Origin of the sequence: Streptomyces sp. NBC_01431 (assembly GCF_036231355.1) — a bacterium.
In the GTDB taxonomy this organism is placed as follows: Bacteria; Actinomycetota; Actinomycetes; order Streptomycetales; family Streptomycetaceae; genus Streptomyces.
Genome location: NZ_CP109496.1, coordinates 5,308,835 through 5,333,381, shown reverse-complemented (window position 1 = coordinate 5,333,381; position 24,547 = coordinate 5,308,835). Strand labels below are relative to the sequence as shown.

Annotated in this window: 22 protein-coding genes; 17 read left to right on the top strand and 5 right to left on the bottom strand. The window is 71.8% G+C overall.

The window, feature by feature from the left end; translation table 11 throughout:
• Positions 1–255 precede the first annotated feature (255 nt).
• Positions 256–792, bottom strand: a complete 537-nt coding sequence (locus OG522_RS24455; protein WP_329465138.1) for an HNH endonuclease — start codon at positions 790–792, stop codon at positions 256–258.
• A 252-nt stretch (positions 793–1,044) separates the two neighbouring features.
• On the opposite strand from OG522_RS24455, the gene OG522_RS24450 reads away from it, so the two are divergent.
• Positions 1,045–2,112, top strand: coding sequence for a mechanosensitive ion channel family protein (locus OG522_RS24450; protein ID WP_329465137.1), 1,068 nt, complete (start codon positions 1,045–1,047; stop codon positions 2,110–2,112).
• A 72-nt stretch (positions 2,113–2,184) separates the two neighbouring features.
• Here OG522_RS24450 and OG522_RS24445 read toward each other — a convergent pair whose 3' ends face one another.
• Positions 2,185–2,712, bottom strand: coding sequence for an ATP-binding protein (locus tag OG522_RS24445; RefSeq protein ID WP_329465136.1), 528 nt, complete (start codon positions 2,710–2,712; stop codon positions 2,185–2,187).
• Positions 2,713–2,931: 219 nt separating this feature from the next.
• Here OG522_RS24445 and OG522_RS24440 point away from each other — a divergent pair, with 219 nt between their 5' ends.
• The 15 genes from OG522_RS24440 (at position 2,932) to OG522_RS24370 (ending at position 21,886) form a co-directional block, all read left to right on the top strand.
• Positions 2,932–3,804: a helix-turn-helix domain-containing protein gene (locus OG522_RS24440; RefSeq protein WP_329465135.1), complete on the top strand. Its 873-nt coding sequence runs from the start codon at positions 2,932–2,934 to the stop codon at positions 3,802–3,804.
• 2 nt (positions 3,805–3,806) lie between these two features.
• Positions 3,807–3,998, top strand: a complete 192-nt coding sequence (locus tag OG522_RS24435; protein ID WP_329465134.1) for a DUF397 domain-containing protein — start codon at positions 3,807–3,809, stop codon at positions 3,996–3,998.
• A 197-nt stretch (positions 3,999–4,195) separates the two neighbouring features.
• Positions 4,196–5,356 (top strand): ROK family transcriptional regulator, encoded by a 1,161-nt coding sequence (locus OG522_RS24430; protein WP_443074743.1) that lies wholly within the window; start codon positions 4,196–4,198, stop codon positions 5,354–5,356.
• Positions 5,357–5,405: 49 nt separating this feature from the next.
• Positions 5,406–6,743, top strand: a complete 1,338-nt coding sequence (locus tag OG522_RS24425) for an ABC transporter substrate-binding protein (protein ID WP_329465132.1) — start codon at positions 5,406–5,408, stop codon at positions 6,741–6,743.
• Between the two features lie 7 nt (positions 6,744–6,750).
• Positions 6,751–7,695, top strand: a complete 945-nt coding sequence (locus tag OG522_RS24420) for a carbohydrate ABC transporter permease (RefSeq protein ID WP_329465131.1) — start codon at positions 6,751–6,753, stop codon at positions 7,693–7,695.
• Between the two features lies 1 nt (position 7,696).
• Complete coding sequence (locus OG522_RS24415; protein ID WP_329465130.1) at positions 7,697–8,575, top strand: carbohydrate ABC transporter permease; 879 nt, start codon at positions 7,697–7,699, stop codon at positions 8,573–8,575.
• A gap of 5 nt (positions 8,576–8,580) precedes the next feature.
• Positions 8,581–9,888 carry a 6-phospho-beta-glucosidase gene (locus tag OG522_RS24410; RefSeq protein WP_329465129.1) on the top strand — a complete coding sequence of 436 codons (1,308 nt, stop codon included), beginning with the start codon at positions 8,581–8,583 and terminating at the stop codon, positions 9,886–9,888.
• Positions 9,885–10,859, top strand: coding sequence for an N-acetylglucosamine kinase (locus tag OG522_RS24405; protein ID WP_329467721.1), 975 nt, complete (start codon positions 9,885–9,887; stop codon positions 10,857–10,859). Before OG522_RS24410 ends, OG522_RS24405 begins: the two co-directional genes overlap by 4 nt.
• 298 nt (positions 10,860–11,157) lie before the next feature.
• Positions 11,158–12,582: a hypothetical protein gene (locus OG522_RS24400; protein WP_443074742.1), complete on the top strand. Its 1,425-nt coding sequence runs from the start codon at positions 11,158–11,160 to the stop codon at positions 12,580–12,582.
• Between the two features lie 59 nt (positions 12,583–12,641).
• Entirely contained in the window at positions 12,642–13,700 is a 1,059-nt protein-coding gene (locus OG522_RS24395) for a glutamate ABC transporter substrate-binding protein (RefSeq protein ID WP_443074841.1), read from the top strand.
• A 92-nt stretch (positions 13,701–13,792) separates the two neighbouring features.
• Complete coding sequence (locus tag OG522_RS24390) at positions 13,793–15,070, top strand: hypothetical protein (protein WP_329465128.1); 1,278 nt, start codon at positions 13,793–13,795, stop codon at positions 15,068–15,070.
• A gap of 50 nt (positions 15,071–15,120) precedes the next feature.
• The gene (locus OG522_RS24385; protein WP_329467718.1) at positions 15,121–17,670 is read left to right on the top strand and encodes a serine/threonine-protein kinase; all 2,550 of its coding nucleotides are present in this window, start codon (positions 15,121–15,123) and stop codon (positions 17,668–17,670) included.
• 2 nt (positions 17,671–17,672) lie between these two features.
• On the top strand, positions 17,673–18,983 hold the full coding sequence (locus OG522_RS24380) for a protein phosphatase 2C domain-containing protein (RefSeq protein WP_329465127.1): 1,311 nt from the start codon (positions 17,673–17,675) through the stop codon (positions 18,981–18,983).
• Positions 18,984–19,057: 74 nt separating this feature from the next.
• Entirely contained in the window at positions 19,058–20,413 is a 1,356-nt protein-coding gene (locus tag OG522_RS24375) for a vWA domain-containing protein (RefSeq protein WP_329465126.1), read from the top strand.
• Positions 20,414–20,539: 126 nt separating this feature from the next.
• Positions 20,540–21,886, top strand: a complete 1,347-nt coding sequence (locus OG522_RS24370; protein ID WP_329465125.1) for an FHA domain-containing protein — start codon at positions 20,540–20,542, stop codon at positions 21,884–21,886.
• Here the strand turns inward: OG522_RS24370 and OG522_RS24365 are convergent.
• Positions 21,867–22,850, bottom strand: coding sequence for a methyltransferase domain-containing protein (locus OG522_RS24365; protein WP_329465124.1), 984 nt, complete (start codon positions 22,848–22,850; stop codon positions 21,867–21,869). The genes OG522_RS24370 and OG522_RS24365 overlap by 20 nt on opposite strands.
• A gap of 139 nt (positions 22,851–22,989) precedes the next feature.
• Here OG522_RS24365 and OG522_RS24360 point away from each other — a divergent pair, with 139 nt between their 5' ends.
• On the top strand, positions 22,990–23,394 hold the full coding sequence (locus OG522_RS24360; RefSeq protein ID WP_329467717.1) for a globin: 405 nt from the start codon (positions 22,990–22,992) through the stop codon (positions 23,392–23,394).
• Positions 23,395–23,403: 9 nt separating this feature from the next.
• Here the strand turns inward: OG522_RS24360 and OG522_RS24355 are convergent, their stop codons facing one another.
• Positions 23,404–24,096, bottom strand: coding sequence for a hypothetical protein (locus OG522_RS24355; protein WP_329465123.1), 693 nt, complete (start codon positions 24,094–24,096; stop codon positions 23,404–23,406).
• Entirely contained in the window at positions 24,093–24,545 is a 453-nt protein-coding gene (locus OG522_RS24350) for an acyl-CoA thioesterase (RefSeq protein WP_329465122.1), read from the bottom strand. Before OG522_RS24350 ends, OG522_RS24355 begins: the two co-directional genes overlap by 4 nt.
• Positions 24,546–24,547: the final 2 nt, after the last annotated feature.

Sequence of the window (24,547 nt, the reverse complement as noted above, 5' to 3'; positions counted from 1 at the left end):
GCTCGTGGCCTACGTAGCGGGCGTACGGCGGCGACGGTAGGCGAGTCCAGGGGTGGCCGCGCGAGCGTCCGCATGGACGAGCGGGCCGCCCGCTATGGACGAGCAGGCCGCTCGTTTCATCCAGGTCCGGGGGATGAAACGAGCGGCCTCGGCGGGCTACCCGCTGTGATCGCTGGAGGCGTACGCCGTCGCCGGGGCGGCTGATCCCCGACCGGGAGGGTGAAGACAGCGTGGACGGGACCCGGCGTCCGTGCGCTAGGCGGAGATGCCGTCGATCCTGGCCAGGGCGTCGTCCGCGCCGAAGGGCTGGAGGTAGGGCAGCCAGCGCGGGTCGCGGTGGCCGGTGCCGATGATCCGCCAGGCGAGGCCGCTGGGCGGGGCGGGCTGGTGGCGAAGGCGCCAGCCGAGTTCCATGAGGTGGCGGTCCGCTTTGACGTGGTTGCAGCGCCGGCAGGCGGCGACGACGTTCTCCCAGGCGTGCTGGCCGCCACGGCTGCGCGGGATGACGTGATCGACGCTGGTTGCGACGCCACCGCAGTACATACAGCGGCCGCCGTCCCTCGCGAACAGGGCACGACGGGTCAGCGGAACGGGCCCCCGGTAGGGGACCCGTACGAATCTCTTGAGCCGCACGACGCTGGGCGCCGCGACGGCACGGGTCGCGCTATGCATGAAGGCGCCGGACTCCTCAAGGCTGACGGCCTTGTTTTCGAGGACCAGGACGAGCGCGCGGCGGAGCGGTACGACGCCGAGGGGCTCGTACGACGCATTGAGGACCAGGACATGCGGCACGGGTGCCTCCTATTACGCCGGCGGCGCGTGGCTCGCGCCGGGACGATCTGCTCTCCAGTCTCTCCTCATGGCTGGTCGAAGCGCCACCACGTCCAGGTAACGGGCTCGAAGTGTTTTCGACCACACCCCCATTCTTTCCCCCGCCCGGGGGCCCTCTCCCCCGAACACGTCAACGGAGCACACCTCTTGCCCCGTTAGTGTGGTGGGTCTGCCACCGCCTTCACCGGCGCCGCACTGCTGGAGGTTCCTGCCGTGAACTGGTCCGCCGTCCTGGCCGACGGATCGCCGCCGCCCACACCCGCGACGCTCCAAGACGCCCAGAAGTCGGCCACCGAGGCCGCGGGCTGGGTCGAGCAGAACTGGTCGACGTGGCTGTACGTCGGATTCCGCATCCTCCTGATCATCGTCATCGCCTCGGTCCTGAGAGTCCTGGTCCGGCGCGCCCTGACCAAGCTGATCGACCGGATGAACCGCAGCGCCCAGGCCGTCGAGGGCACCGCGCTCGGCGGGCTCCTGGTGAACGCCGAGCGCCGCCGCCAGCGCTCGGAGGCCATCGGCTCGGTGCTGCGCTCGGTGGCGTCCTTCCTCATCATGGGCACGGCCGCCCTGATGGTCCTCGGCGTCCTGAACATCGACCTGGCCCCGCTGCTCGCTTCGGCGGGTGTGGCGGGCGTGGCGATCGGTTTCGGCGCGCGCAACCTGGTCACCGACTTCCTGTCCGGTGTGTTCATGATCCTTGAGGACCAGTACGGCGTCGGCGACTCGATCGACGCGGGGGTGGCCTCCGGCGAGGTGATCGAGGTCGGCCTGCGCGTGACCAAGCTGCGCGGCGCGGACGGCGAGATCTGGTACGTGCGCAACGGCGAGATCAAGCGCATCGGAAACCTGTCCCAGGGCTGGGCGACGGCCGGTGTGGACGTCCGGGTCCGGGCATCCGAGGACCTGGAGCGGCTGCGTACGGTGATCGGCGAGGCGACCGACTCCATGGCGAAGGAAGAGCCGTGGAACGAGCGTCTGTGGGGCCCGGTGGAGATCCTCGGTCTGGACGAGGTGCTCCTTGACTCGATGGTGGTGCGCGTCTCGGCGAAGACCATGCCGGGCAAGGCGCTGAGCGTGGAGCGCGAGCTGCGCTGGCGGATCAAGGTGGCCCTGGACGCCGCGGGCATCCGCATCGTGGGTGGCCTGCCGCTCGCGGAGGAGCCGCCGGCCGCGGACACCTCGGCCGCCGCGGCCGCCCCCTCGGCCCTGGCCAACCCGACGTCCCCCCAGTCCCTGGCGACGACGCCGATCCCGATCCCGAATCCGAACCTGTCGAAGTAAGCGAGACCTCTGAGGGGCGCCCTGCCGATGACCGGCCGGGCGCCCCTCGGCCTTTCCCGCCCCCAGGTCCGCTCAGCCGAGCTCTTCGAAGAACTCCGGCAGCCGGGCCGCTGCGCCGGTGGCGACGGCCTGCCGGAGAGCGGGCACGGTGAGCTCGGGCCTGCGGGTGACCGGCCCGTCGTCATCTTTGCGCGCCCTGATCGAGAGTTCCGCGTACACCGTCTTGCCGACCGTACGCGGCTCGGTCCCCCAGCGGTCGGCCAGTGCCCCGACGAGCAGCAGCCCCCGCCCGAACTGTTCGTCGTCCGCCGCCGCGCGCGGGCTCGGCACCGATTCCCCGCGCGGGTCGGTGACCTCGACGCGGAGTGCGGTGGCGTCGAGCGCGATCCGCACCCGGAACAGCCGGTCCCGCAGGCACCCGTGCAGCAGAGCGTTGGTCGCCAACTCGCTGACCAGCAGCGCCGCGTCACCCGCGAGTTCGGGGTGCCCCCAGGCGGTGACCAGCCTGGCGGTACGACGGCGGGCCAGGCTGACGCTGCGGGCGGTGGGGGTGTAGTCGAGGCAGTCCTCGTACGGGGGCACCTGCTTGCGCTCCTCCATGGACACGCACCTCCTTGTGCGGGTCGGGGCGACGGTGGCGATGTCGCATCCGCGCGGGGCGGGGCGGTGCACTTCCGTCAACTGGCTCCGCCGAGTAGGCGGCTGAGCACTGACCGTAGCGGCGCGCACGCTCTAGGTTCAAGCAGAACGGGGAATATCTTCCCGAGAGAGTGAGAGTGGTCGACTGGCCGTGACGGCCGGGGCCACACTGTGCGTGTGATGCGAGGAGATCAGGGGAATCGGACGTCAACTGTCCTGGGGCGGCGGCTCGGTGGGGAACTCCTGCGCCTACGGGACGGCGCGGGCAAGACGCAGCAGCAGGCGGCTCATGTCATCAGCGCCACCGGCACGAAGATCGTGAAGATGGAGCGCGGGTGGGTGCCGATGCGGGACCCCGACATCCGGGTGCTGAGCGAGTTCTACGGCCTGGACGACCCCAAGGCGGTTGCCCGGCTACTTGAGTTGGCCCGGCTCGACCGGGAACGCCGCAAAGCCAAAGGCTGGTGGCAGCACTCCCCGAACGCGGGCGCGCTCGCCGAGTACATCGCCATGGAGGACGTCGCCAACCGCGTACGCACCTGGCAACTCGCGCTGATTCCAGGCCTGTTCCAGACAGCCGAGTACGCGCGCTCGCTCGCCGTCAGCGACGGCGTCTGGGAGGACCCCGACGAGATCGAGCGCATCGTCGAAGTCCGCATGAAGCGCCAGTCCCGCCTGGGCGGAGACAAGCCGCTCCAGGTGTACGCGGTGGTGTGGGAGGCCGCGCTGCGTCAACTCGTCGGCGGGCCCGCCGTCATGCGAGCCCAGCTGGGGCAGCTCCTCGACGTCGCGAAACTGCCGAACGTACGCCTCCAAGTGCTGCCCTTCCGCACCGGAGGACACCCCTGCGTAACAGGAGCCTTCAACATCGTCTCGTTCACGGAAGCGGAGGCGGTCGACGTCGTCCATGTCGACACCATCGCTACTACGGTATGGGTGGAGAACCCGGAAGAAAGCGCCGTGTACAGCACCTTCTTCGACCGCACCGCCCGGCTCAGCCTGGCCCAGCACGACTCCGCCGTACTGATCGACACCATCCGCAAGGAGCTGTAGACGTGACCGCCTTCGACTTCAGGAAGTCCAGCTACAGCAGTTCGGGAGGCGAGTGCATAGAAGTCGCCCTCAACATCCCCGACACCGTAGCCATCCAGGACTCCAAGTCCCCCGGCGGCGCCACACTCCGCCTGACCCCCGCCGCCTGGGCGACATTCATCGGCGGGGTCACCGGCAGCACCCCGCCCAGCTGAGCCCGCCCCCGCGAGGTAACGCTTTGGTAGCCGCCGAGCCCCAGGCCATTGACGTGCTACTGACCCGCGTCCTACGTTTCCCCCTATCAAATAGGAAACTTTCCTAACAGTGGTGTGGGGAAGCGGGCGCCCTAAGGGCAGGGGGATCTGTTGTGGCCGGTAGCACTACCCCGGGAACCCCGCGCGTACTCCGCGCCATGAACGACCGGGCCGCGCTCGACCTGCTCCTGGAGCACGGCCCGCTCTCGCGGACCCGCATCGGCAAGCTCACCGGGCTCTCCAAGCCGACCGCCTCGCAGCTGCTCGCACGTCTTGAGGCGGCCGGGCTCGTCGTCGCCACCGGCACGACCGCGGGGCGCCCCGGACCCAACGCCCAGCTCTACGCGGTCAACGCGCACGCCGCCCATGTGGCGGGGCTCGATGTGACGCCCGAGCGCATCCGGGCCGCCGTCGCCGACGTGGCGGGAGCTGTCGTCGGGGAGTTCGAGGTCGCCACCCCCGGGCGGCGCGCCGAATCCGTGGTGCGGCAGGTGACCGACGCGCTCGACGGCGCGGTCAAGGCCGCCGGGCTCGCACGGGCCGATGTGCACCGGGTCGTGATCGGCACCCCGGGCGCCTTCGACCCCGGCACCGGCCGGCTGCGCTACGCCTCCCACCTGCCGGGCTGGCACTCCCCCACCCTGCTCGACGAGCTCGCCGCGGCGCTGCCGATGCCCGTCGAGTACGAGAACGACGTGAACCTGGTCGCCATCGCCGAGCAGCGCCTGGGCGCGGCCCGCGGCCACGACGACTTCGTACTGCTCTGGAATCAGGGCGGCCTCGGTGCCGCGCTCGTCATCGGCGGGCGGCTGCACCGCGGCTTCACCGGCGGCGCGGGCGAGGTCGGCTTCCTGCCGGTGCCCGGCGCTCCCCTCGTACGCCATGTCACGAAGGCGAACTCGGGCGGCTTCCAGGAGCTGGCCGGCGGGCAGGCGGTGCCGCGGCTGGCCCGGGAGCTCGGGGTCGCTGACGTCCCGGGCGGGCCCGCCAATGAGGTGGCCGCCGTCCTGATCGCCCGGGGCGCCGCGGCCACCGACGGCCCCGACCGCAGGCTCCTCGAAGCCTTCGCCACCGGACTCGCGACCGGACTCGCCTCCATGGTCGCCGTGCTCGACCCCCAACTCGTGGTGCTGTCCGGCGCTTTGATCTCCGCCGGAGGCGAGCCGCTGCGCGAGCTCGTCCAGGCCGAACTGAGCGAGCTGGCCGCCTCCCGGCCCCGGCTCGTCGTCGGCGAGGTTACCCAACTCCCCGTACTGCGCGGTGCGTTGGAGTCCGCGCTCGCCACCACGCGCGACGAGGTCTTCGACACCGCCCGCTGAACCACCCGCCACACCTCGCCCCCTCCACCCCTCGTCGGGAGACACCGCCATGCCCGCATTCCGCCGGAAGTCGGCCGTCGCACTGGCCGCGACCGCCTCCATAGCCCTGTTCGCCTCCGCCTGCACGGGCCAGAGCAGCTCCAGTGCGAACGACGACGCGTCCAAGGACACGACGATCACCTTCTGGCACGGGTGGAGCGCGCCCAACGAGGTCAAGGCCATCCAGGCCGACGTGGACGCCTTCCAGAAGGCGCACCCCAACATCCACGTCAAGGTCGTCGGCGACATCAACGACGACAAGATCAACCAGGCGCTGCGCGCGGGCGGCTCCAGCTCCCCGGACGTGGTGTCGTCGTTCACCACGAACAACGTCGGCAAGTTCTGCTCCTCCAACGCCTTCGCCGACCTCACCCCGTTCCTGAAGAAGGACGGCATCGACCCGGCGAAGACGTTCCCGAAGACCATGAACGAGTACACCCAGTTCGACGGCAAGCGCTGCACGCTGCCGCTGCTCGGCGACTCCTACGCCCTCTACTACAACAAGGACGCCTTCAAGGCGGCCGGGATCGACGGGCCTCCCACGACCTGGTCGGAGTTCGAGGCGGACGCCAAGACGCTGACCAAGCCCAAGGGCGACTCCTTCGAGCAGCTCGGCTTCATGCCGGACTACCACGCCTACGAGACGACGACCGAGCACTACCTCGCGCAGTGGTCGCCGACGTACTTCGACGCGAGCGGCAAGTCGAACATCGCCAAGGACCCGGCCTTCGAGAAGGGCCTCGCCTTCCAGAAGCAGCTCGTCGACGACCTCGGCGGCTTCACCAAGCTGGAGAAGTTCCGCTCCTCCTTCGGCGCGGAGGACGGCAACACCAACCCGTTCAACACCGGCCAGCTCGCGATGTCGATGGACGGCGAGTGGCGCCTGGGCATGGCGTTGGCCAGCAAGTCCAAGTTCGACATCGGGGTGGCCCCGCTGCCCGTCCCGGACGACCAGAAGGCCACGTACGGCAAGGGCTATCTGACCGGCACGATCGCGGGCATCGCCGCGACCTCGAAGAAGCAGCAAGCGGCCTGGGAACTGGTCAAGTTCATGACCACCAACACCGACGCGGTGGTCAACTTCGCCAACGCGATCCACAACGTGCCGTCCACCTTCGAGGCCCTCAAGTCGCCCAAGCTCCAGATCGACCCACGCTTCAAGACCTTCCTGGACATCGCGCAGAACCAGTACTCCACCACCACCCCGGCCTCCGTCAACGGCGGCCAGTACCTGGTGTCGCTGCAAAACCTCGGCTACGACGTCGAGAGCGGCAAGCAGGGCGACATCAAGGCGGGGCTCGCCAAGACCGCGCAGGAGATCGACGCCGCGATCGCGCAGGCGAAGTAGCCGCGCCATGAGCTCTACGTACACACTGCGCGCCAAGCACCGCCGCTCGGCGCTGCGCACCCTGGCCTTCCTGTCACCGTGGCTGATCGGCTTCAGCGTCTTCTTCGCCTACCCGCTGATCTCCACGGTCTACTTCTCCTTCACCCAGTACGACGGATTCACCGCGCCCACCTTCGACGGCCTCAAGAACTGGTCGTACGTCTTCAACGACTACCCGCTGTTCTGGCCGGCCCTGCGCAACACGCTGTGGCTGGTGGTCGTGATGGTCGCCTGCCGGGTGGTGTTCGGGCTCGGCGTGGGCATGCTCATCACCAAGATCAAGACCGGCGTGGGCGTCTTCCGCACGCTGTTCTACCTGCCCTACCTCGCCCCTCCGGTCGCCGCGACCCTCGGCTTCGTCTTCCTGCTCAACCCCGGTACGGGGCCGGTCAATTCGCTCCTGGGCGACCTCGGCATCCCGGCCCCGAACTGGTTCACCGACCCCTCCTGGTCCAAGCCCGCGCTCACCCTGCTCGCGGTGTGGGGCGTCGGCGACCTCATGGTCATCTTCATGGCCGCGCTGCTTGACGTACCCAAGGAGCAGTACGAGGCCGCCGAGCTGGACGGGGCCTCGCCCTGGCAGCGGTTCCGCTACGTCACCCTGCCGAACATCTCGCCGATCGTGATGTTCGCCGTGGTCACCGGGGTCATCCAGGCGATGCAGTGCTACACCCAGCCGCTGGTGGCGGGCAAGGTCGCCTCCGGGAACATGGGCAACTCCGGCCAGCAGTTCGAGCCCGGTTACCCCGACAAGTCGACGCTGACGCTGCCCCAGCTCGTCTACAACCTGGGCTTCCAGCGCTTCGACTACGGCTCCGCGTGTGTGGTCGCGCTGGTCCTGTTCGCCCTCTCCATGGCCTTCACGGCGCTGCTCATGAAGCGCCGCGGCGGGCTCATCCAGGCAGGTGAGTGACATGACGTACGCCCTCGACGCGCCGGTGGTCACCCCGGCGGCCAAGGTGGCCCGCCGCAAGGCCCTGCTCCAGTGGATCGCGGTGCACTCGCTCGGGGTGGCGGCCGCGCTGTTCTTCGTACTGCCCTTCGTCTTCCTGCTGCTGACCTCGCTGATGGACGATCAGCAGACGCTCACCCGGGACCTGATCCCGCACCACTGGGCGTGGTCCAACTACCGCAAGGTGTTCGACACTCCGGGCTTCTTGACCTGGTGGCGGAACACGCTGCTCTACGCGGGTCTCGGCACCGTCCTGAGCGTGGTGTCGTCGGTGCCCGTGGCCTACGCGCTCGCCAAGTTCCGCTTCCGCGGCCGCAACCTGTCGCTGATGCTGGTCATCTCGATGATGATGCTGCCGCCGCAGGTGATCATCATCCCGATGTACCTGTTCTGGGCCAAGCAGCTGGACCTGTCCGGCACGCTGTGGCCGCTGATCATCCCACTGGCGTTCGGCGACGCGTTCACCATCTTCCTGCTGCGGCAGTTCCTGATGACCATTCCGGGCGAGTACCTGGACGCCGCGAAGGTCGACGGGTGCGGGGAGCTCAGGACGCTCGTCAAGGTGGTGCTGCCGATGGCGCGCCCCGGCATCGCCGCCGTCGCGCTGTTCCAGTTCTTCTACGCCTGGAACGACTACTTCGGACCGCAGATCTATGCGTCCGACACGCCGGCGTCCTGGACGCTGAGCTACGGCCTGGAGTCCTTCAAGAGCGCGCACCATACCGACTGGAACCTGACCATGGCCGCGACCGTTCTCGTCATGGCCCCCGTGATCCTCGTCTTCTTCTTCGCACAGAAGGCTTTCGTCGAGGGCGTCACACTGACCGGAGTGAAGGGCTGATCTGGATGCCGCAGTCAATCGGAGTACACCCCCCGAACCCCCGGCCGAAGAAGATCGCGGTAGTGGGGGGCGGGTCCACGTACACCCCCGAACTCATCGACGGTTTCGCCCGGTTGCGGGACACCCTGCCGATCGGTGAACTCGTTCTGGTCGACCCGGCGGCCGACCGCCTGGAGCTGGTGGGCGGGCTCGCCCGGCGGATCTTCGCCAAGCAGGGCCACCCGGGGAAGATCGTCACCACCTCGGACCTGGACGCGGGCGTCGAGGGCGCGGACGCGGTGCTGCTCCAGCTGCGCGTCGGCGGTCAGGCGGCGCGCCAGCGGGACGAGACGTGGCCCCTTGAGTGCGGATGCGTGGGCCAGGAGACGACGGGCGCGGGGGGCCTGGCCAAGGCGCTGCGGACCGTGCCGGTCGTCCTGGACATCGCCGAGCGGGTGCGCCGCGCCAGCCCGGACGCCTGGATCATCGACTTCACCAACCCGGTGGGCATCGTGACCCGCGCCCTGCTCCAGGCCGGGCACAAGGCGGTCGGCCTGTGCAACGTGGCCATCGGCCTCCAGCGCAAGTTCGCCGCCCTGCTCCAAGTGGCGCCCGCCGAGGTCCACTTGGACCACATCGGCCTCAACCATCTGACGTGGGAGCTGGGGGTGCGACTGGGCGGCCCGGCCGGGGAGAACGTCCTGCCGAAGCTCCTCGCCGAGCACGGCGACACCATCGCCGACGACCTGAGGCTCCCCCGCCAGGTGCTCGACCGGCTCGGCGTGGTCCCCTCCTACTACCTGCGGTACTTCTACGCCCACGACGAGGTGGTGCGCGAGCTCGCCACCAAGCCGTCCCGGGCCGCCGAAGTCGCAGCCATGGAGCGGAAGTTGCTCACCATGTACGGCGACCCGGCGCTCGACGAGAAGCCCGAGCTGCTCGCCAAGCGCGGCGGCGCCTTCTACTCGGAGGCGGCCGTCGACCTCGCGGCGTCCCTGCTCGGCAACGGGGGCAGCCCGGTGCAGGTCGTGAACACCCGCAACAACAAAACCCTGCCCTTCCTCGCCGACGACGCCGTCATCGAGGTGCCGGCCCGGGTGGACCGCGACGGCGCCGTCCCGCTGCCGGTGCCCGAACTCGATCCGTTGTACGCCGGGTTGATCGCGCACGTCACCGCCTATGAGGACCTCGCCCTGGAGGCCGCCCTGCGCGGCGGGCGCGACCGGGTGTTCCGGGCGCTGCTCGCCCACCCGCTGGTCGGGCAGTACGAATACGCCGACGGGCTCACCGACCGGCTGATCGAGCACAACCGGGAGCACCTCGCGTGGGCATGAGTGTGCTGGCGATCGACGCCGGCAACAGCAAGACCGATGTGGCACTGATCGGAGCGGACGGGACGGTGCTCGGCACCGCAAGGGGCGGCGGCTTCCGGCCGCCGTCGGTGGGCGTGGAGGTGGCCATGCACATGCTGGCCACCACGGTGGAGGAGGCCTACCTCGCCTCCGGGATCACCGAGGCGCTGCGGGTCGAGCACGTCTCGGCCTGTCTGGCCAACGCCGATCTGCCCATCGAGGAAAGGGAGTTGGCGGCGGCCCTGCGGGCGCGCGGCTGGGGGGACTCCGTGCGGGTGCACAACGACACCTTCGCGATCCTGCGCGCCGGGCTGCCCAGCGGCGCCGAGCCGTGCGGGGTCGCGGTGGTGTGCGGCGCGGGCATCAACTGCGTCGGCATGACACCCGACGGGCGCACCGCCCGCTTCCCCGCGATCGGGAAGATCTCCGGCGACTGGGGCGGGGGCGGCGGGCTCGCCGAGGAGGCCCTGTTCTTCGCGGCCCGAGCCGAGGACGGCCGCGGCGAGCCGACCGCGCTGGCGGCGGCCCTGCCCGCCCACTTCGGCCTCGGCTCGATGTACGAGCTGATCGAGGCGCTGCACCTGGAGAAGATCCCCCTCGCGCGCCGGCACGAGCTCGCCCCGGTGCTGTTCGCGGTGGCGGCGGCCGGAGACGAGGTGGCGCGCTCCCTCGTCGACCGGCAGGCCGAGGAGATCGTGGCCCTGGCAGTGGTCGCCCTCGGCCGGCTCGACCTGCTCGACGTGGCGGCGCCGGTGCTGCTCGGCGGCAGCGTGCTGGCCGCCCGCCATCCCCGCCTCGACGACGGCGTACGCGAACTTCTCGCGGTCAGGGCGCCCAAGGCGGTGCCGCTGGTGGTGACCACATCTCCCGTGCTGGGTGCGGGGCTTCTGGGCCTGGACCAGGTGGCGGCCCCGGAGCCGGCCTACGCCCGGCTGCGCGCGCAGTACGCCTAGGGACGTCCGCCGCGGTACGGCGCCCGACCGGGTTCGGTGTTCCGCGCGACCGGCCGGGGGCGGTCCGCGGCCGCGCCACGACGCAGCACGCCACGTGCTCGGCCGCGGCCGTCGGGGGCCGAAGGGAACCGAATGGATCTGGACCGCGTATACATGGTGGGGAGGCAGGGCAAGGGGTCATGGGGTGTGCGGACACCCCCCTGGGCGTAGCGCGGCAGGTAACAAGATCCACACAACCCTGGATGGTTGTCGGTCCCTGCGGCCATACTGCCTACGCAGCGACCGAGGGGGAGGTCAGGTGGTGAATCCGCCGAACGTGCGCGAACCGGAGTCGCGGCAGCCAGCGGCTCAGGTGCCGGCGCAGCCGCGGCCGGGCACCCGCCGGGTGGGGTCTCCCCTGCTCGAACGGGGCCGGGGGCTCGGCGAGAGCTGGGCCGAGACCCGCGGGCGGCTGCGCGCCGCCGCGACCACCGAGCCCGGCCGCCTGTGGATCATCGGTACGGTCGTGGCCGTTCTCGTCGTCGCGTTCGGCGGCATCACCGCCTGGGAGATCTCCGACCGCTCGGCCGCCGCGGACGACGTGGTCAGCCGCAGTCAGCCGCTGAGCGCCGACGCGGCGTCCATCTACCGCTCCCTCGCCGACGCCGACACGGCCGCCGCGAGCGGCTTCCTGGCGGGCGGCCAGGAGCCCCTCGACGTGCGCAAGCGGTACGACACGGACATCGCCACCGCGTCCCGCCTGCTCGTCAAGGCGGCCGCGAACACCTCGGGTTCGGCCGATTCCGCCCAGCAGATAGCCAAGATCAACGAGCAGCTCCCGGTCTACAACGGCCTGGTCGAGCAGGCCAGGGCCAACAACCGGCAGGGCTTCCCGGTCGGCGGCGCCTATCTGCGCTTCGCCAACCAGAAGATGACCACCGAGCTGCTGCCCGCCGCCCAGAAGCTGTACGAGGCGGAGACCGACCGCCTGTACGAGGACTACGGACAGGCCGACACCTGGCCCTACGCGGCGACGGTGCTGGGCCTGGTGGCGCTCGGCGGCCTCGTCTGGTCCCAGCGGCGCAACTACCTCCGTACCAACCGGGTGTTCAACCACGGGCTGCTCGCCGCGACCGCCGCCTCCACGGTGGTGGTGCTGTGGCTGGTGGTGGGGCACGCGGTGGCCGCGGCCGACCTGTCCACCTCGCGCTCGCACGGACAGGAGTCGCTGAAGGTGCTCAACGACGCCCGGATCAGCTCGCTCCAGGCCCGCGCCAACGAGAACCTGACGCTGGTCGCCCGGGGCGCGGTGCTCACCCAGGACGGCAAGGACCTGTACGAGGCCGAGTTCACCTCGGAGATGAAGACGCTGAACGCGAAGCTCGGCGACGCGGCCCACCTCGCGGACGACGGCGCGGGAGCCACACCGGTCAAGAGCGCCCAGGCGGACATGGCCGCGTGGCAGGACCGGCACGCGACGGCCCGCAGGACGGACGACAGCGGTGACTACGACGGCGCCCTGAAACAGGTGATCGGCGCGACGGGCTCCACCGGGGAGTGCTTCGACAAGGTGGACGCGGCCCTCGATTCGGCGCTCGCCCACGAGCAGCAGGAGTTCACCACCGCCGCCACCGACGGCCGCGACGCGCTGACCGGTCTGCCGGTGGGCGCGGCGGTCCTCGCGGTGCTCGCCGCGGCGGGCGCCGGCCTCGGCATCAGCCGCCGCCTCGCGGAGTACAGGTGAGCGGCATGGACAGCGGCAACGGACGCGCCGTCGGCGGCGGATGGGCGAGAGGGGTCGCGATGGGCGACACGAAGGGCTCGGCGGATCCGGCCGCCCCCGGCACGGACGCCTCCGGTGGCCCCGCCCGCCGCGCGGCGCGGCGCGGCGCCGGGCGGCTGCGTGGCTGGGGCGGGGTGGCCGGGATGGCGCTCGCCCTTGCGGTCGCCGCCTCGGCGCTGATCCCGCTGACCCGGCACGGCGGGGACGACACCCCGCCCACCCTCGCGGGCCCCGGATACGCGCAGGGCGTGCAGGCCAAGGCCGACAGCTGCAAGGACCCGGAGGCGAGCCTGGCCCCTTCGTCGGCGGGCGGGCCGAATATCGACGCCATCAAGCAGCGCGGCAAACTGATCGCGGGCGTCGACCAGAACAGCTTCCGCTGGGGGTACCGCAACCCTGCGACGGGCACCCTCGAAGGCTTCGACATCGACCTGGTGAAGGCGATCGCGAAGAACATCCTGGGCGACGAGAACGCGGTCATCTACCGTGCCATCCCGACCAGTCAGCGCATCCCCGCGCTCCAGAACGGCACGGTCGACGTGGTCGTGCGGACCATGACCGTCAACTGCACCCGCATCAAGCAGGCGTCGTTCTCCACCGCGTACTTCGAGGCGGGCCAGCAGGTGCTCGCGCCCAAGGCCTCCGCCATCACGGGCTTCGACGACTCGCTGCGGGGCAAGCGGGTCTGTGTGGCGGCGGGCTCCACCGCCTTCGACGCGCTGAAGGCCGACGCGCACGGCGCGGACTACCAGGACTTCACGGTCCCCAACCAGCTGGACTGCCTGGTCCGGCTCCAGCAGAACCTGGTGGACGCGGTCGTCACCGACAACGCCCTGGCCGCCGGGCAGGCCGCGCAGGACCCGGCGGTGCAGCTGAAGGGCAGCCCGTTCACCACCGAGTACTACGGCGCCGCCGTCAAGCTCGGCAACAGCGACCTCGTGCAGCGGATCAACCAGGTTCTGGTGGACTATCGCAACGGCGGGGACAACAGCCCGTGGATGACGGCGTACCGCAAGTGGCTCGCCGCCGACCTGCCCGGCATATCCGGTCCCCCCGCCCCCAAGTACCGGGCGGGATGAGCGAGTTCATGACGGCGAACCACAGAGCGGAGACGTGATCGATGGGCGCGGGATCCTCCCCCAGCTCCACCGGGGGACCCCCGGAGCAGGTCATGGACCGGGACGAGGTGGACCGTGCGCTGGCCCGCCTCGACGCCGAGCACGAGGCCATCGAGACCTCGCTGCTCGCCCTCCAGGACCATGCCGGGCGCCGGCTTCTCGAAGGCGCGGGGCTGACCGGGGTCACCAAGGAGCGCTGGGCGGCCACCGAGCAGTCGATCTCCCTGCTGTGGGCGTACTTCGACGCCTACACGGCGGCCCTTGAGTCCGTGCGCGAGCTGCGCGCCAGGCGCCGCTGGCCCACCCGGGACGATCTGGCGGAGCTGACCGAGCGGCTGCGCGGCGAGTCGGTCACGCTGGCCGGCGCGGCGCTGCACAACGCCCCGACGCTGACCGGCCCGGCCCGGCTGACCGAGCGGTTCACGCTGGCCGAGCTGGTGAACCGGATGAACGAGCTGTACGCGCACTCGCTGGACCTGGTGGTCGCCGCCGACGCGGTGTGGTCGGCGCTGCCCGCCCGGATAGACCTGCTGGCCGCCGAACTGCACCGCACCCGGGGGCTCGCGCACTCGGTGGGCGTCCGCCCCGGCGAGCACCCCTCCGGCGACGACCTGGAGTCGATCACGGCGGAGCTGACCGAGCTGCGCGCCCAGGTGGTGTCGGACCCGCTGGCGTTCTGGGTGCCCGCGCCGGGCAGCTCCGCACCGGGCGGCGGCCGTCCCGACACCGGACGCTACGACCGGGCGGCGCGCGCCCTGGAGGACGTACGCCGGGAGATCGACGCCGTTCTGACGGTTCGTCAGGATGCCGAGCAGCGTCTGGTCCGGCTGCGGGACGTACTGTCGCGGGCGGACCGCACACTGGCCGAGGCCCGGTCGGCGCGCGGCGAGGTCCTCGCGAAGATCGCCGCGAGTGAGGTGCCCGCCGTGAGCGGCCCCTCGATCGTGCTCCAGGAACAGCTGGCCACCGCCGCCGAGTACCGCAGACATTCGCAGTGGCACCGGCTTTCGCCGCTGCTCGAATCCCTGGAACAGGAGGCCGAGGACGAACTGCTGCGCGCTCGCGAGTCGTTGACGGCGGTCACCGCGCCGCTGGCGGTCCGCGCGGAGCTGCGCGGGCGCCTCGACGCGTACAAGGCGAAGGTCGCCCGGCACGGCATGGCCGAGGACCCGCTCCTGATCGAGCGCTACGACGCGGCCCGCCGGATGCTGTGGTCGGCGCCCTGCGATCTGCGCGTCGCAGAGCAGGCGGTGCTCCGCTACCAGCGGGCGGCCGCCGACGTACTGGTCCCGCGTAAGGCCGGGCCCGATGACCTGAGGGGGGATTCGTGAGCGAGAACACCCAGTGCCAGCGCCCAGGTTGCGAGGGCTCGTACGAGGACATGGGCGGCGGTGAGCTGTACTGCGACACGTGCGGGCTCGCTCCCGTCGTCTCGCCGACGGGCATGGTGTCGTCGCCGCCGACCGGGATCACCGGCGGCGGCCACCGCTCGGCCTCGCAGTCCTCGCGCTCCTCCTCGCGCAGTTCCTCGCGGTCCTCGCGGTCCTCGACCTCGCGGCGTTCGGTGTCGGGGCGGCTCTCGTCGCTGACGGGCGCGAGCACGCGGGCCCGGTCGGTGTCGGTGCGCAGTTCGGGCGCGGCGGCCGGCTCCTCCGCGCGCAGCCGGCTCGGCGCGGGCCTGGTGTCGGTGCCCGAGGTGCCGCGCCCCGACCCACGCTCGGCGGTGATGGAACACCCCGAGGTCCCCGAGCGGAAGCGATTCTGCTCGCGATCGGACTGCGGGGCGCAGGTGGGCCGTGCGCGCGGTGATCGGCCGGGGCGCACCGAGGGGTTCTGCACCAAGTGCGGCCATCCGTACTCCTTCGTACCGAAGCTGCACACGGGTGACATCGTGCACGGCCAGTACGAGGTGGTGGGCTGCCTGGCACACGGCGGCCTCGGCTGGGTCTACCTCGCCGTCGACCGGGCGGTCTCCGACCGCTGGGTGGTGCTCAAGGGCCTGCTCGACACCGGCGACCAGGACGCGATGGCGGCGGCGATCTCCGAGCGACGCTTCCTGGCCGAGATCGAGCACTCCAACATCGTGCGGATCTACAACTTCGTGGAGCACCTCGACCAGCGGACCGGTTCGCTCGACGGCTACATCGTCATGGAGTACGTCGGCGGCAAATCGCTGAAGGAGATCGCCAACGAGCGCCGCACCAGCGAGGGCAGGCGCGATCCGCTGCCCATCGAGCAGGCCTGCGCGTACGGGATCGAGGCCCTGGAGGCGCTCGGTCACCTGCACAGCCGCAACCTGCTGTACTGCGACTTCAAGGTCGACAACGCGATCCAGACCGAGGACCAGCTGAAGCTGATCGACATGGGCGCGGTGCGCCGCATGGACGACGACGAGTCGGCGATCTACGGCACGGTCGGCTACCAGGCCCCGGAGGTCGCCGAGCTCGGCCCCTCGACCGCCTCCGACCTGTACACGGTGGCGCGCACGCTCGCCGTGCTGACCTTCGACTTCCAGGGCTACACGAATGTGTACGCGGACAGCCTGCCGGACCCCGACACCATCGAGGTGTTCCGCAGGTACGAGTCGTTCTACCGGTTCCTGGTCCGGGCCACCGACCCGGACCCGGCGCGCCGGTTCGCCTCCGCGCAGGAGATGGCGGAGCAGCTCACGGGCGTGCTGCGGGAGGTCGTGGCGCTCCAGACCGGACAGCCAAGGCCCGCCCTCTCGACGCTGTTCGGCACCGAACTGCGCGTCACGGACACCAAGTTGTTCGCGGAGCTGAGGGGGGACGCCTCGCGGCTCGGGGCGCGGGTGGCGCCGGTCGGCAGACGCGGCCGCAGGGCCCTGGCGGCAGCGACGGCCCCGACCGCGGCGGCCGTCGTGGCCACGGCGCCACCGCTGCCCGCCCTCGCGCCCAACCCCGGCCACGCACCGACCCAGCCCGCGATTCCGCTGCCGCGCGCCCAAGCCCCGGCCGGCGGCGGTCAGCACGCGGCGGTGCCCCTGCTCGCGCCCCTGGACGCGCGTGCCACCTCGCTCGCGCTGCCGGTGCCGCACGTGGCGGCGAGCGACCCCAACGCCGGTTTCCTCGCGGGCCTGATGGCCGCGGCGCCCGCCGAACTGATCGCAGCCCTGCGCTCGGCCCCGGCCCACTCCATCGAGCTGAGGCTGCGCGAGCTGCGGGCCCGGCTCGACATGGACGAGCGGGTGTCCGTCGCCAAGGCACTGGAGTCCCTGGAGCACGACCACCCCGACGACTGGCGGGTGGTCTGGTACCGGGGCCTGGCCTCGCTGGCCGCGGGCGACAACGAGAACGCGGCGCTGTCCTTCGACGCGATCTACGACGCGTTCCCCGGCGAGCCGGCCCCCAAGCTGGCGCTCGGGGTGTGCGCGGAGGTGCTCGGCCAGCTCGACAACGCCGCCGAGTACTACCGCCTGGTGTGGACGACCGATCCGAGCTACGTCAGCGCCGCCTTCGGCCTGGCCCGGGTGCAACTCGCCGCCGGGGACCGCGTCAGCGCCGTACGGACCCTGGAGTCGGTACCCGAGGCCTCGATCCACTACACGGCGGCGCGGGTCGCCGCGGTCCGGGCGCGGCTGCGCAGCCGCGCGCCGCACGACCCGCTGATCGACGACCTGCGGGCGGCCGCCGCGCAGATCGAGGCGCTCGACGCGTTCGGTCTCGACGCCGTACGACGTGAACAGCTGGCGACCGAGGTCCTGGGCACCGCCCTGGACTGGGTACTGTCGGGGAGCACCGGCGCCGGGCAGGCGAAGACCGCACTGCTCGGCAGCGAAGTCGACGAGCGGGGCCTGCGCTTCGGTCTGGAACGTTCGTACCGGGTGCTCGCCCGGCTCGCACAGCGTGGCGAGGAAAGGATCGACCTGGTGGAACGGGCCAACCGATTCCGCCCACGGACCTGGGTGTGACGATGTCGCAGACGCATCAGCTCGCCGCCTGCCCCGGCTGCGAGGAGCCACTGGAGCCGGGTGACCTGTTCTGCGGGGCCTGCGGGTACGACCTGTCGGCCGTGCCCGAGCCGCCGCAGGACCACCCGACGATCGTCCTGGGCACGGATGATCCCGACTGGCCGGCCGCCCGCGAGGCGGACAGCGCCGGGCAGCCCGCACCCGTACAACTGCCGACGGACCTGCCGGGAACGGACTCGGGCGGCGGTCAACTGCCCACGGTGCAGCCGCCGTTCGAGGCGCCCGGTGCGGGCGAGGAGCGGCCCGAGGGGTTCGCGCCGTCCGCACCCGACCCGCGGGCCGTGGAGCCGACCCCGGACACCCATGTCGCCAGGCCCGCGGCCGGTACCAAGGTGTGCGTGGCCTGCCGGGCCGGCCGGGTGGACGACGACGGCTACTGCGAGAACTGCGGGCACGCCCAGCCGCGCGAGCGCGACCACATGGAGCAGGAACTCGGCTCGGTCTGCGCGGTCAGCGACCGGGGGCTGCGCCACCACCGCAACGAGGACTCCTTCGCGCTGTCCACGACGGCGCTGCCCGACGGCTCCCCCGCCGTCGTGGCGATCGTCTGCGACGGGGTGTCATCGGCGACCCGCCCCGACGAGGCGTCCGAGGCCGCGGCGAACGCCGCCAACGAGTCGCTGCTCGCGGCGCTGCCGCAGGGCACACACCCGCAGCAGGCGATGCACGAGGCGATCCTGGCCGCCGCCGAAGCGGTCAACTCCCTTGCTGGTGATGCCAGTTCAGCCGCCGAGCAGGATCCGCACCGGCATCAGAACTCGCCCGCCTGCACCCTGGTGGGGGCGGTCTCGGCGGGCGGTCTGCTGGTGGTCGGCTGGGTCGGCGACAGCCGGGCGTACTGGGTGCCCGACGACCGCAGGACCGCGCCCGCCCGGCTCACCGAGGACGACTCCTGGGCCGCGCAGATGGTGGCGGCCCGCCTGATGAGCGAGGCCGAGGCGTACGCCGACGAAAGGGCCCACGCCATCACGGGCTGGCTGGGCGCGGACGCGTACGAACTGGACCCGCACACGGCCTCGTTCAAACCGGACCGCTCCGGTGTGGTGGTCGTCTGCACGGACGGCCTGTGGAACTACGCCGAGGCCGCGGAGGAAATGGCCCGTGTCATTCCGCCGGACGCCGCCGAGCGCCCACTGCACAGCGCCCAGGTGCTGGTCGGGCACGCCCTGGACGGCGGGGGCCACGACAACGTAACAGTGGCCGTGCTGCCGTTCGCGGTGGAGCCGCAAGGGGCAGGATCCGCCTACAACTAGGCCGACGCCCCTATTGCGCCACTTCGCTCACTTCCTTCACTTCGGGTCCATGGAGCCTCAAGGAGCCCTTTCCGATGGCCAATTTCTCCAAGTCCACCGTGCCGCAGTTCTCCGTCGAGGTGTATCAGAACGAGTTCCTGCCGGAGGGCGGCCGCGAGGTCAACGCGATCGTCACCGTGACGTCCACGGGCGGCGGCACCCTCGGCGTTCCCTTCACGGGGGCCGCGGCCTCGCCTTCCTCCATACCGGGCCAGTCCCCCGCCGCAGCGGTGGTGATCATGGTGGACTGCTCGGGCTCGATGGACTATCCGCCGACCAAGATGCGCAACGCCAGGGACGCGACGGCCGCCGCGATCGACACCCTGCGCGACGGGGTCGCCTTCGCGGTCGTCGGCGGTACGCACCTGGCCCGCGAGGTCTACCCGGGCAACGGCCGCCTCGCCACCGCCGACGCGAAGAGCCGGGCCGAGGCCAAGGAGGCGCTGCGCAAGCTGAGCGCGGGCGGCGGCACCGCCATCGGCACCTGGCTGCGGCTCGCCGACCGGCTGCTCGGGGCCGCCGACGCCCCCATCCGGCACGGCATCCTGCTCACCGACGGCCGCAACGAGCACGAGTCGCCCGAGGACCTGCAAGCCGCGCTCCAGGCCTGTGCCGGGCGGTTCACCTGCGACGCCCGGGGCGTGGGGACCGACTGGGAGGTCAAGGAGGTCACCGGCATCGCCTCCGCGCTGCTCGGCACCGCGGACATCGTCGCGGATCCGGCCAACCTGGCCGCGGACTTCACGCAGATGATGGAGAACGCGATGGGCAAGGAGGTCGCGGACGTCGCGCTGCGGCTGTGGAACCCGGTCGGCGTGGAGATCAAGTTCGTCAAGCAAGTCGCGCCCACCGTCGAGGACTTGACGGACCGTCGCACTCAGAGCGGGGCGCGCGCCGGGGACTACCCGACGGGCTCATGGGGAGACGAGTCCCGCGACTACCACGTGTGCGTGCAGGTCCCCCAGGCCCAAATCGGCCAGGAGATGCTCGCCGCACGCGTCTCGCTCGTCGTCCCCGACCGCGAGGGCGGTCCGGCGCAGACGCTGTCGCAGGGTCTGGTGCGGGCGGTGTGGACCGACGACATGGCGGCCTCCACCTCCATCAACCCCCAGGTCGCGCACTACACGGGCCAGGCCGAACTGGCACAAGTCATCCAACAGGGTCTGGATGCCCGCAAGTCGGGCGATGTCGACGGTGCGACCGCGAAGCTGGGCCGCGCGGTGCAGCTGGCCGCCGCCTCGGGGAACGCGGATACTGCGAAACTGCTTGCGAAGGTGGTGGACGTGGTGGACGAGGCGACCGGTACTGTGCGACTGAAGGCGAAGGTCGCGGAAGCGGACGAGATGACCCTCGAAACGCGCTCCACCAAGACCGTTCGCGTCAAGAAGTAGCAAAGCGGTAGCAAGAAGCGAACAAGAAGCATCGAAGCAGCGCTACCCGAGATCCACCCAGAACCACCAGAACTACCGACAGCTTGCGGCCCGCCGGGCCGGACGATGAGAGGGGGAAGCGACTCCATGCCGACCTGCCCGAACGGACACCAGTCGGGTTCCGACGACTGGTGCGAGATCTGCGGCCATCGCATGGGTGCCGTGCCGCCGCCTCCCCCGCCTCCGCCCGCGTACGGCTTCCCGGGGCCCGGGGACCCGAGCGCCACCGCTCAGGCGGAGCTCTGCCCGCAGTGCCGCACCCCCCGCGAGGCCGGGGCGCCCTTCTGCGAGGAGTGCCGCTGGAACTTCCTCACCAACACGGCGACCTCGTACACCCCGCTGGCCCCGCAGCAGCCGATGCCGCAGCCCGGCCCCGGCCCTGGCCCGGCGAACGGTCCCCGCCCCGCTCCGGGCCCCGGTCCCGGTCCCAGCCCTGTTCCCGGCCTGAATCTGCCGCCCGCCTTCCAGCAGGGCCCGCCGCCGCCCGCGCCGCGCGATCCGTTCGAGTACCAGAGCTCGCGGCCCTCGCAGGTGAACCGGCCCGCCGAGCCGCTGGCCGCCGATCCCTCGCCGCGTCCCGCGCAGCAGCCGCCGAACGCCTTCCAGCCGCCGCCCCCGCCCCCGCCCGCCTTCGGCGGCGGTCAGGGCGGTCCGCCTCCGCCGCCGCCCGCCTTCCAGCAGCCCCCGCCGCCCGCGCCGCCGCAGCCGCAAGTGCCGCAGCCGCAGGGCGAGGACGACTGGATGCTGCCGCCGCCGTCCCAGGAGGCACAGGGCGCGCGTCAGCAGACCGCACCGGCCCAGGGCGCCGACGACTGGCCGCGGACGGGTCCCGCTCAGGGCGGCCCTGCTCAGGGCGGTCCCGCCCAGGGCAACGACGACTGGCCGCAGCAGGCCGTCCCTGCCCGGAGCGACGACGACTGGCCGCACAACGGTCCGGCTCAGGGCGGTCCGGCTCAGGGCGGCCCGGCTCAGGGCGGCCCGGCTCAGGGCGGCGACGACTGGCCGCAGGCCGTTCCGCCGCCCGCGCCGGCCGCGTGGGCCATCACCATCGGCCCGGACCGGGACTACTTCCTGGCGATGATGCAGCGCAGCGGCCCCGAGGCGGCCGGGCTCAACCTGCCCGCGTACTCGCCCGAGCAGCAGCGCCCGCTGTCCGGCAACCAGATCACCATCGGCCGCCGCCGGCACTCCACGGGCGAGGCCCCCGACATCGACCTGTCGGTGCCGCCCGAGGACCCGGGCGTCTCGCACCAGCACGCGGTGCTCGTCCAGCAGCCGGACGGCACTTGGGCGGTGGTCGACCAGAACTCGACCAACGGCACCACGATCAACGGCGGCGCGGAGCCCATCCAGCCGTACGTTCCGGTGCCGCTACAGGACGGCGACCGGGTGCACGTGGGCGCCTGGACGACCATCACGGTCCGGCGCGGCTGAACGGCGTATCCCGCAGGGGCCAGGTGTAGGGCCCCTGCGGATCGTCCAGCCACGCCCACTGGGCGGTGCCGTCCAGCGTCACCCCGAACCGCTCGCGTGGGGGCCGCTGCTCGCGCCGCCACAGCGCGTACGCCTCGTACGGGTCGAGGCTGCCCGCCGTCAGTTCGAGCAGGAAGCGGAACAGCTCGTTCGCCACGGTCTCGCGCGGCAGCCCGCCCGAGTAGGGGGCCCGCCGCGCCTGCCATCCCGTACCGCGCAACGGCACGAAGTAGGCGGGCGTGTGCAGGAAGCGGCCCTCGGCGCGGCCGGGCTCGCTCACCCGCAGCCGGATGAGGCCGGTCGCGAGCGGGGCCAGGATCACCGCGCCCGCCCGGCACTGGGCCGCCCAGTCGTGCGGCACCGAGCCCACCGTGCAGGTCGCCACGACGCGGTCGAAGGGCGCCCGCGAAGGACAGCCGCGCGCCCCGTCCCCGGTGATCACGGCGGGCCGGTACCCGGCCGCGGCCAGATGGGTCCGCGCGGACTCGGTGATCTCGGGGTCCAGATCGACGGTGGTCACGAGGTCGTCGCCGAGCCGGTGGGCGAGCAGCGCCGCGTTGTATCCGGTCCCGGCGCCGATCTCCAGGACCCGGTCGCCGTCCCGGATATCCAGGGCCTCCAGCATGCGGGCCATCAGCGAGGGCTGGCTGCTGGAGGAGACGAGGTCACCGTCGCGCATCCGGGTGGCCAGCGGGACGTCGGCGTAGGCCCCGGCCAGCCAGCGTTCGCGCCGCCCGGGGTCGGGGTCCTCGCCCCACAGCCGTTCGTAGCCGCCCAGGGCGCTCTCGTAGTAGTACGGCACGAAGAGATGGCGCGGCACCGACTCGAACGCGGCCCGCCAGGCCGGGTCCGCGAGCGCCCCGCCGTCCACGATCTCGCGCACCAGGGCCCGCCTCAGTGCCCGGTCCGCGCTCTCCGCACTCATACGTCCACTGTGCTGCGCCGCAGCGCGGGAGGCGAGTGGTCCTACGCCCCCGGTCTTCGGCCACCGGGTCTGAGACCATGGAGGGGTGCCGGACCACCGGCAGTGGGGCAGGCCGAATGACAATGCGAGGGTGTTCACCGTGACCGAGATTCCGCGCGGCACGCTTCAGGAGCAGACCTTCTACGAGCAGGTCGGCGGCGAGCAGACCTTCCGGCGGCTCGTCCACCTCTTCTACCAGGGCGTCGGCGACGACCCGCTGCTGCGGCCGATGTACCCGGAGGAGGACCTGGGCCCGGCCGAGGAGCGGCTCGCCCTGTTCCTGATGCAGTACTGGGGCGGCCCGCGCACCTACAGCGACGGCCGGGGCCACCCGCGGCTGCGGATGCGGCACGCACCCTTCACGGTCGACCGGGCCGCACACGACGCCTGGCTGCGTCACATGCGGACCGCGGTCGACGGCCTCGGCCTGTCGCCGGAGCACGAGCAGACGCTGTGGAACTACCTGACGTACGCGGCCGCGTCGATGGTCAACTCGGAGGGCTGACAGCCTGTTTCAGGCCGGGCTGACCGCAAGAGCACCGAGCCCCGCGCGGCGTACCGCGACGGAACCGTACGGGGTGCGCAGCCGCAGCCACGGCCCCGAGGCGAGGAGCGCCACCGGGTCGGGCCCGGTCGGCGCGCCCGCCGGGGCGAGCACCCGCACGGGCCTGAGGAAGCCGAGCGACTGTGCCGCGTGCACGGCCCGCAGCGGCAGTTCGGTCGAGCCGAGCGTCCGGGACCAGATCTCACGCCCGATCCGCTCGCGCTCGGCCCGGCTGCGCCGCTCCTCGGGCAACGCCTCGTCCCGGGCCCGGAACTCGGCGACGGCTGCCGCGATTGCGCCCCGGATCGCTTCGGGTTCCGGCAGCCCCGGCACCGGCTGCCAGCCGCCGCGCGGCGGCAGCACCCCGGCCCACGGCGGGCCGGTGACGGCCGCCGGGACCCGGGCGGTGGAGGCCGTCTCGTCGAGGGACTCCAGGAGCTCGCCCGCGGAGACCGTCACGTCCAGCGCGACGGACTCGTCCTGGAGCCGGGCCGTGCGGATGGCGAGCACCTCGAACGACGGCGGCCGGCCGAAGACGGCCAGCGCCCCGCCGCCCGCCTGGAGCCGTACCGCGGCGGCCCGGTCGTAGTGGATCAGCCTGCCGAGGAAGGCGGCGAGATCCGCCACCTCCCTGGCATCGGCGAACCGCAGCACGGCGTTCATGCCGCGGCCCGCTCCGCTCCGGCACCCAGGGTGCCGTCGTCCACGTACTTCTGGAGGAAGGCCTTCTCCTCGGCGGTGATGCGCCGCGGCCGCCCCGCCGCCAGGTCGAAGGGCACCACGATGGTGGACGCCGAGACGTACACCTGGCCGCCCTCCCCCGGGTCCTTGATCTCGTACGAGATCGTCAGGGACGCCGCGCCGATCTTCGTCACCCACGACTCGATGATCACCGGCTCGTGCCGGTGCACCAGCGGCCGCTTGTAGTCGATCTCGTGACGGGCCACCACGGACCCGCCCTGGAACGACGGCGAGCCGTCGCCCGGCGCCAGCCGGAACATGAAGTCGATGCGGGCTTCCTCCAGGTACCGGACGAAGACCGCGTTGTTGACGTGCCCGAAGGCATCCATGTCCGACCAGCGCAGCGGGCAGTGGTAGATATGACGGGCCACGG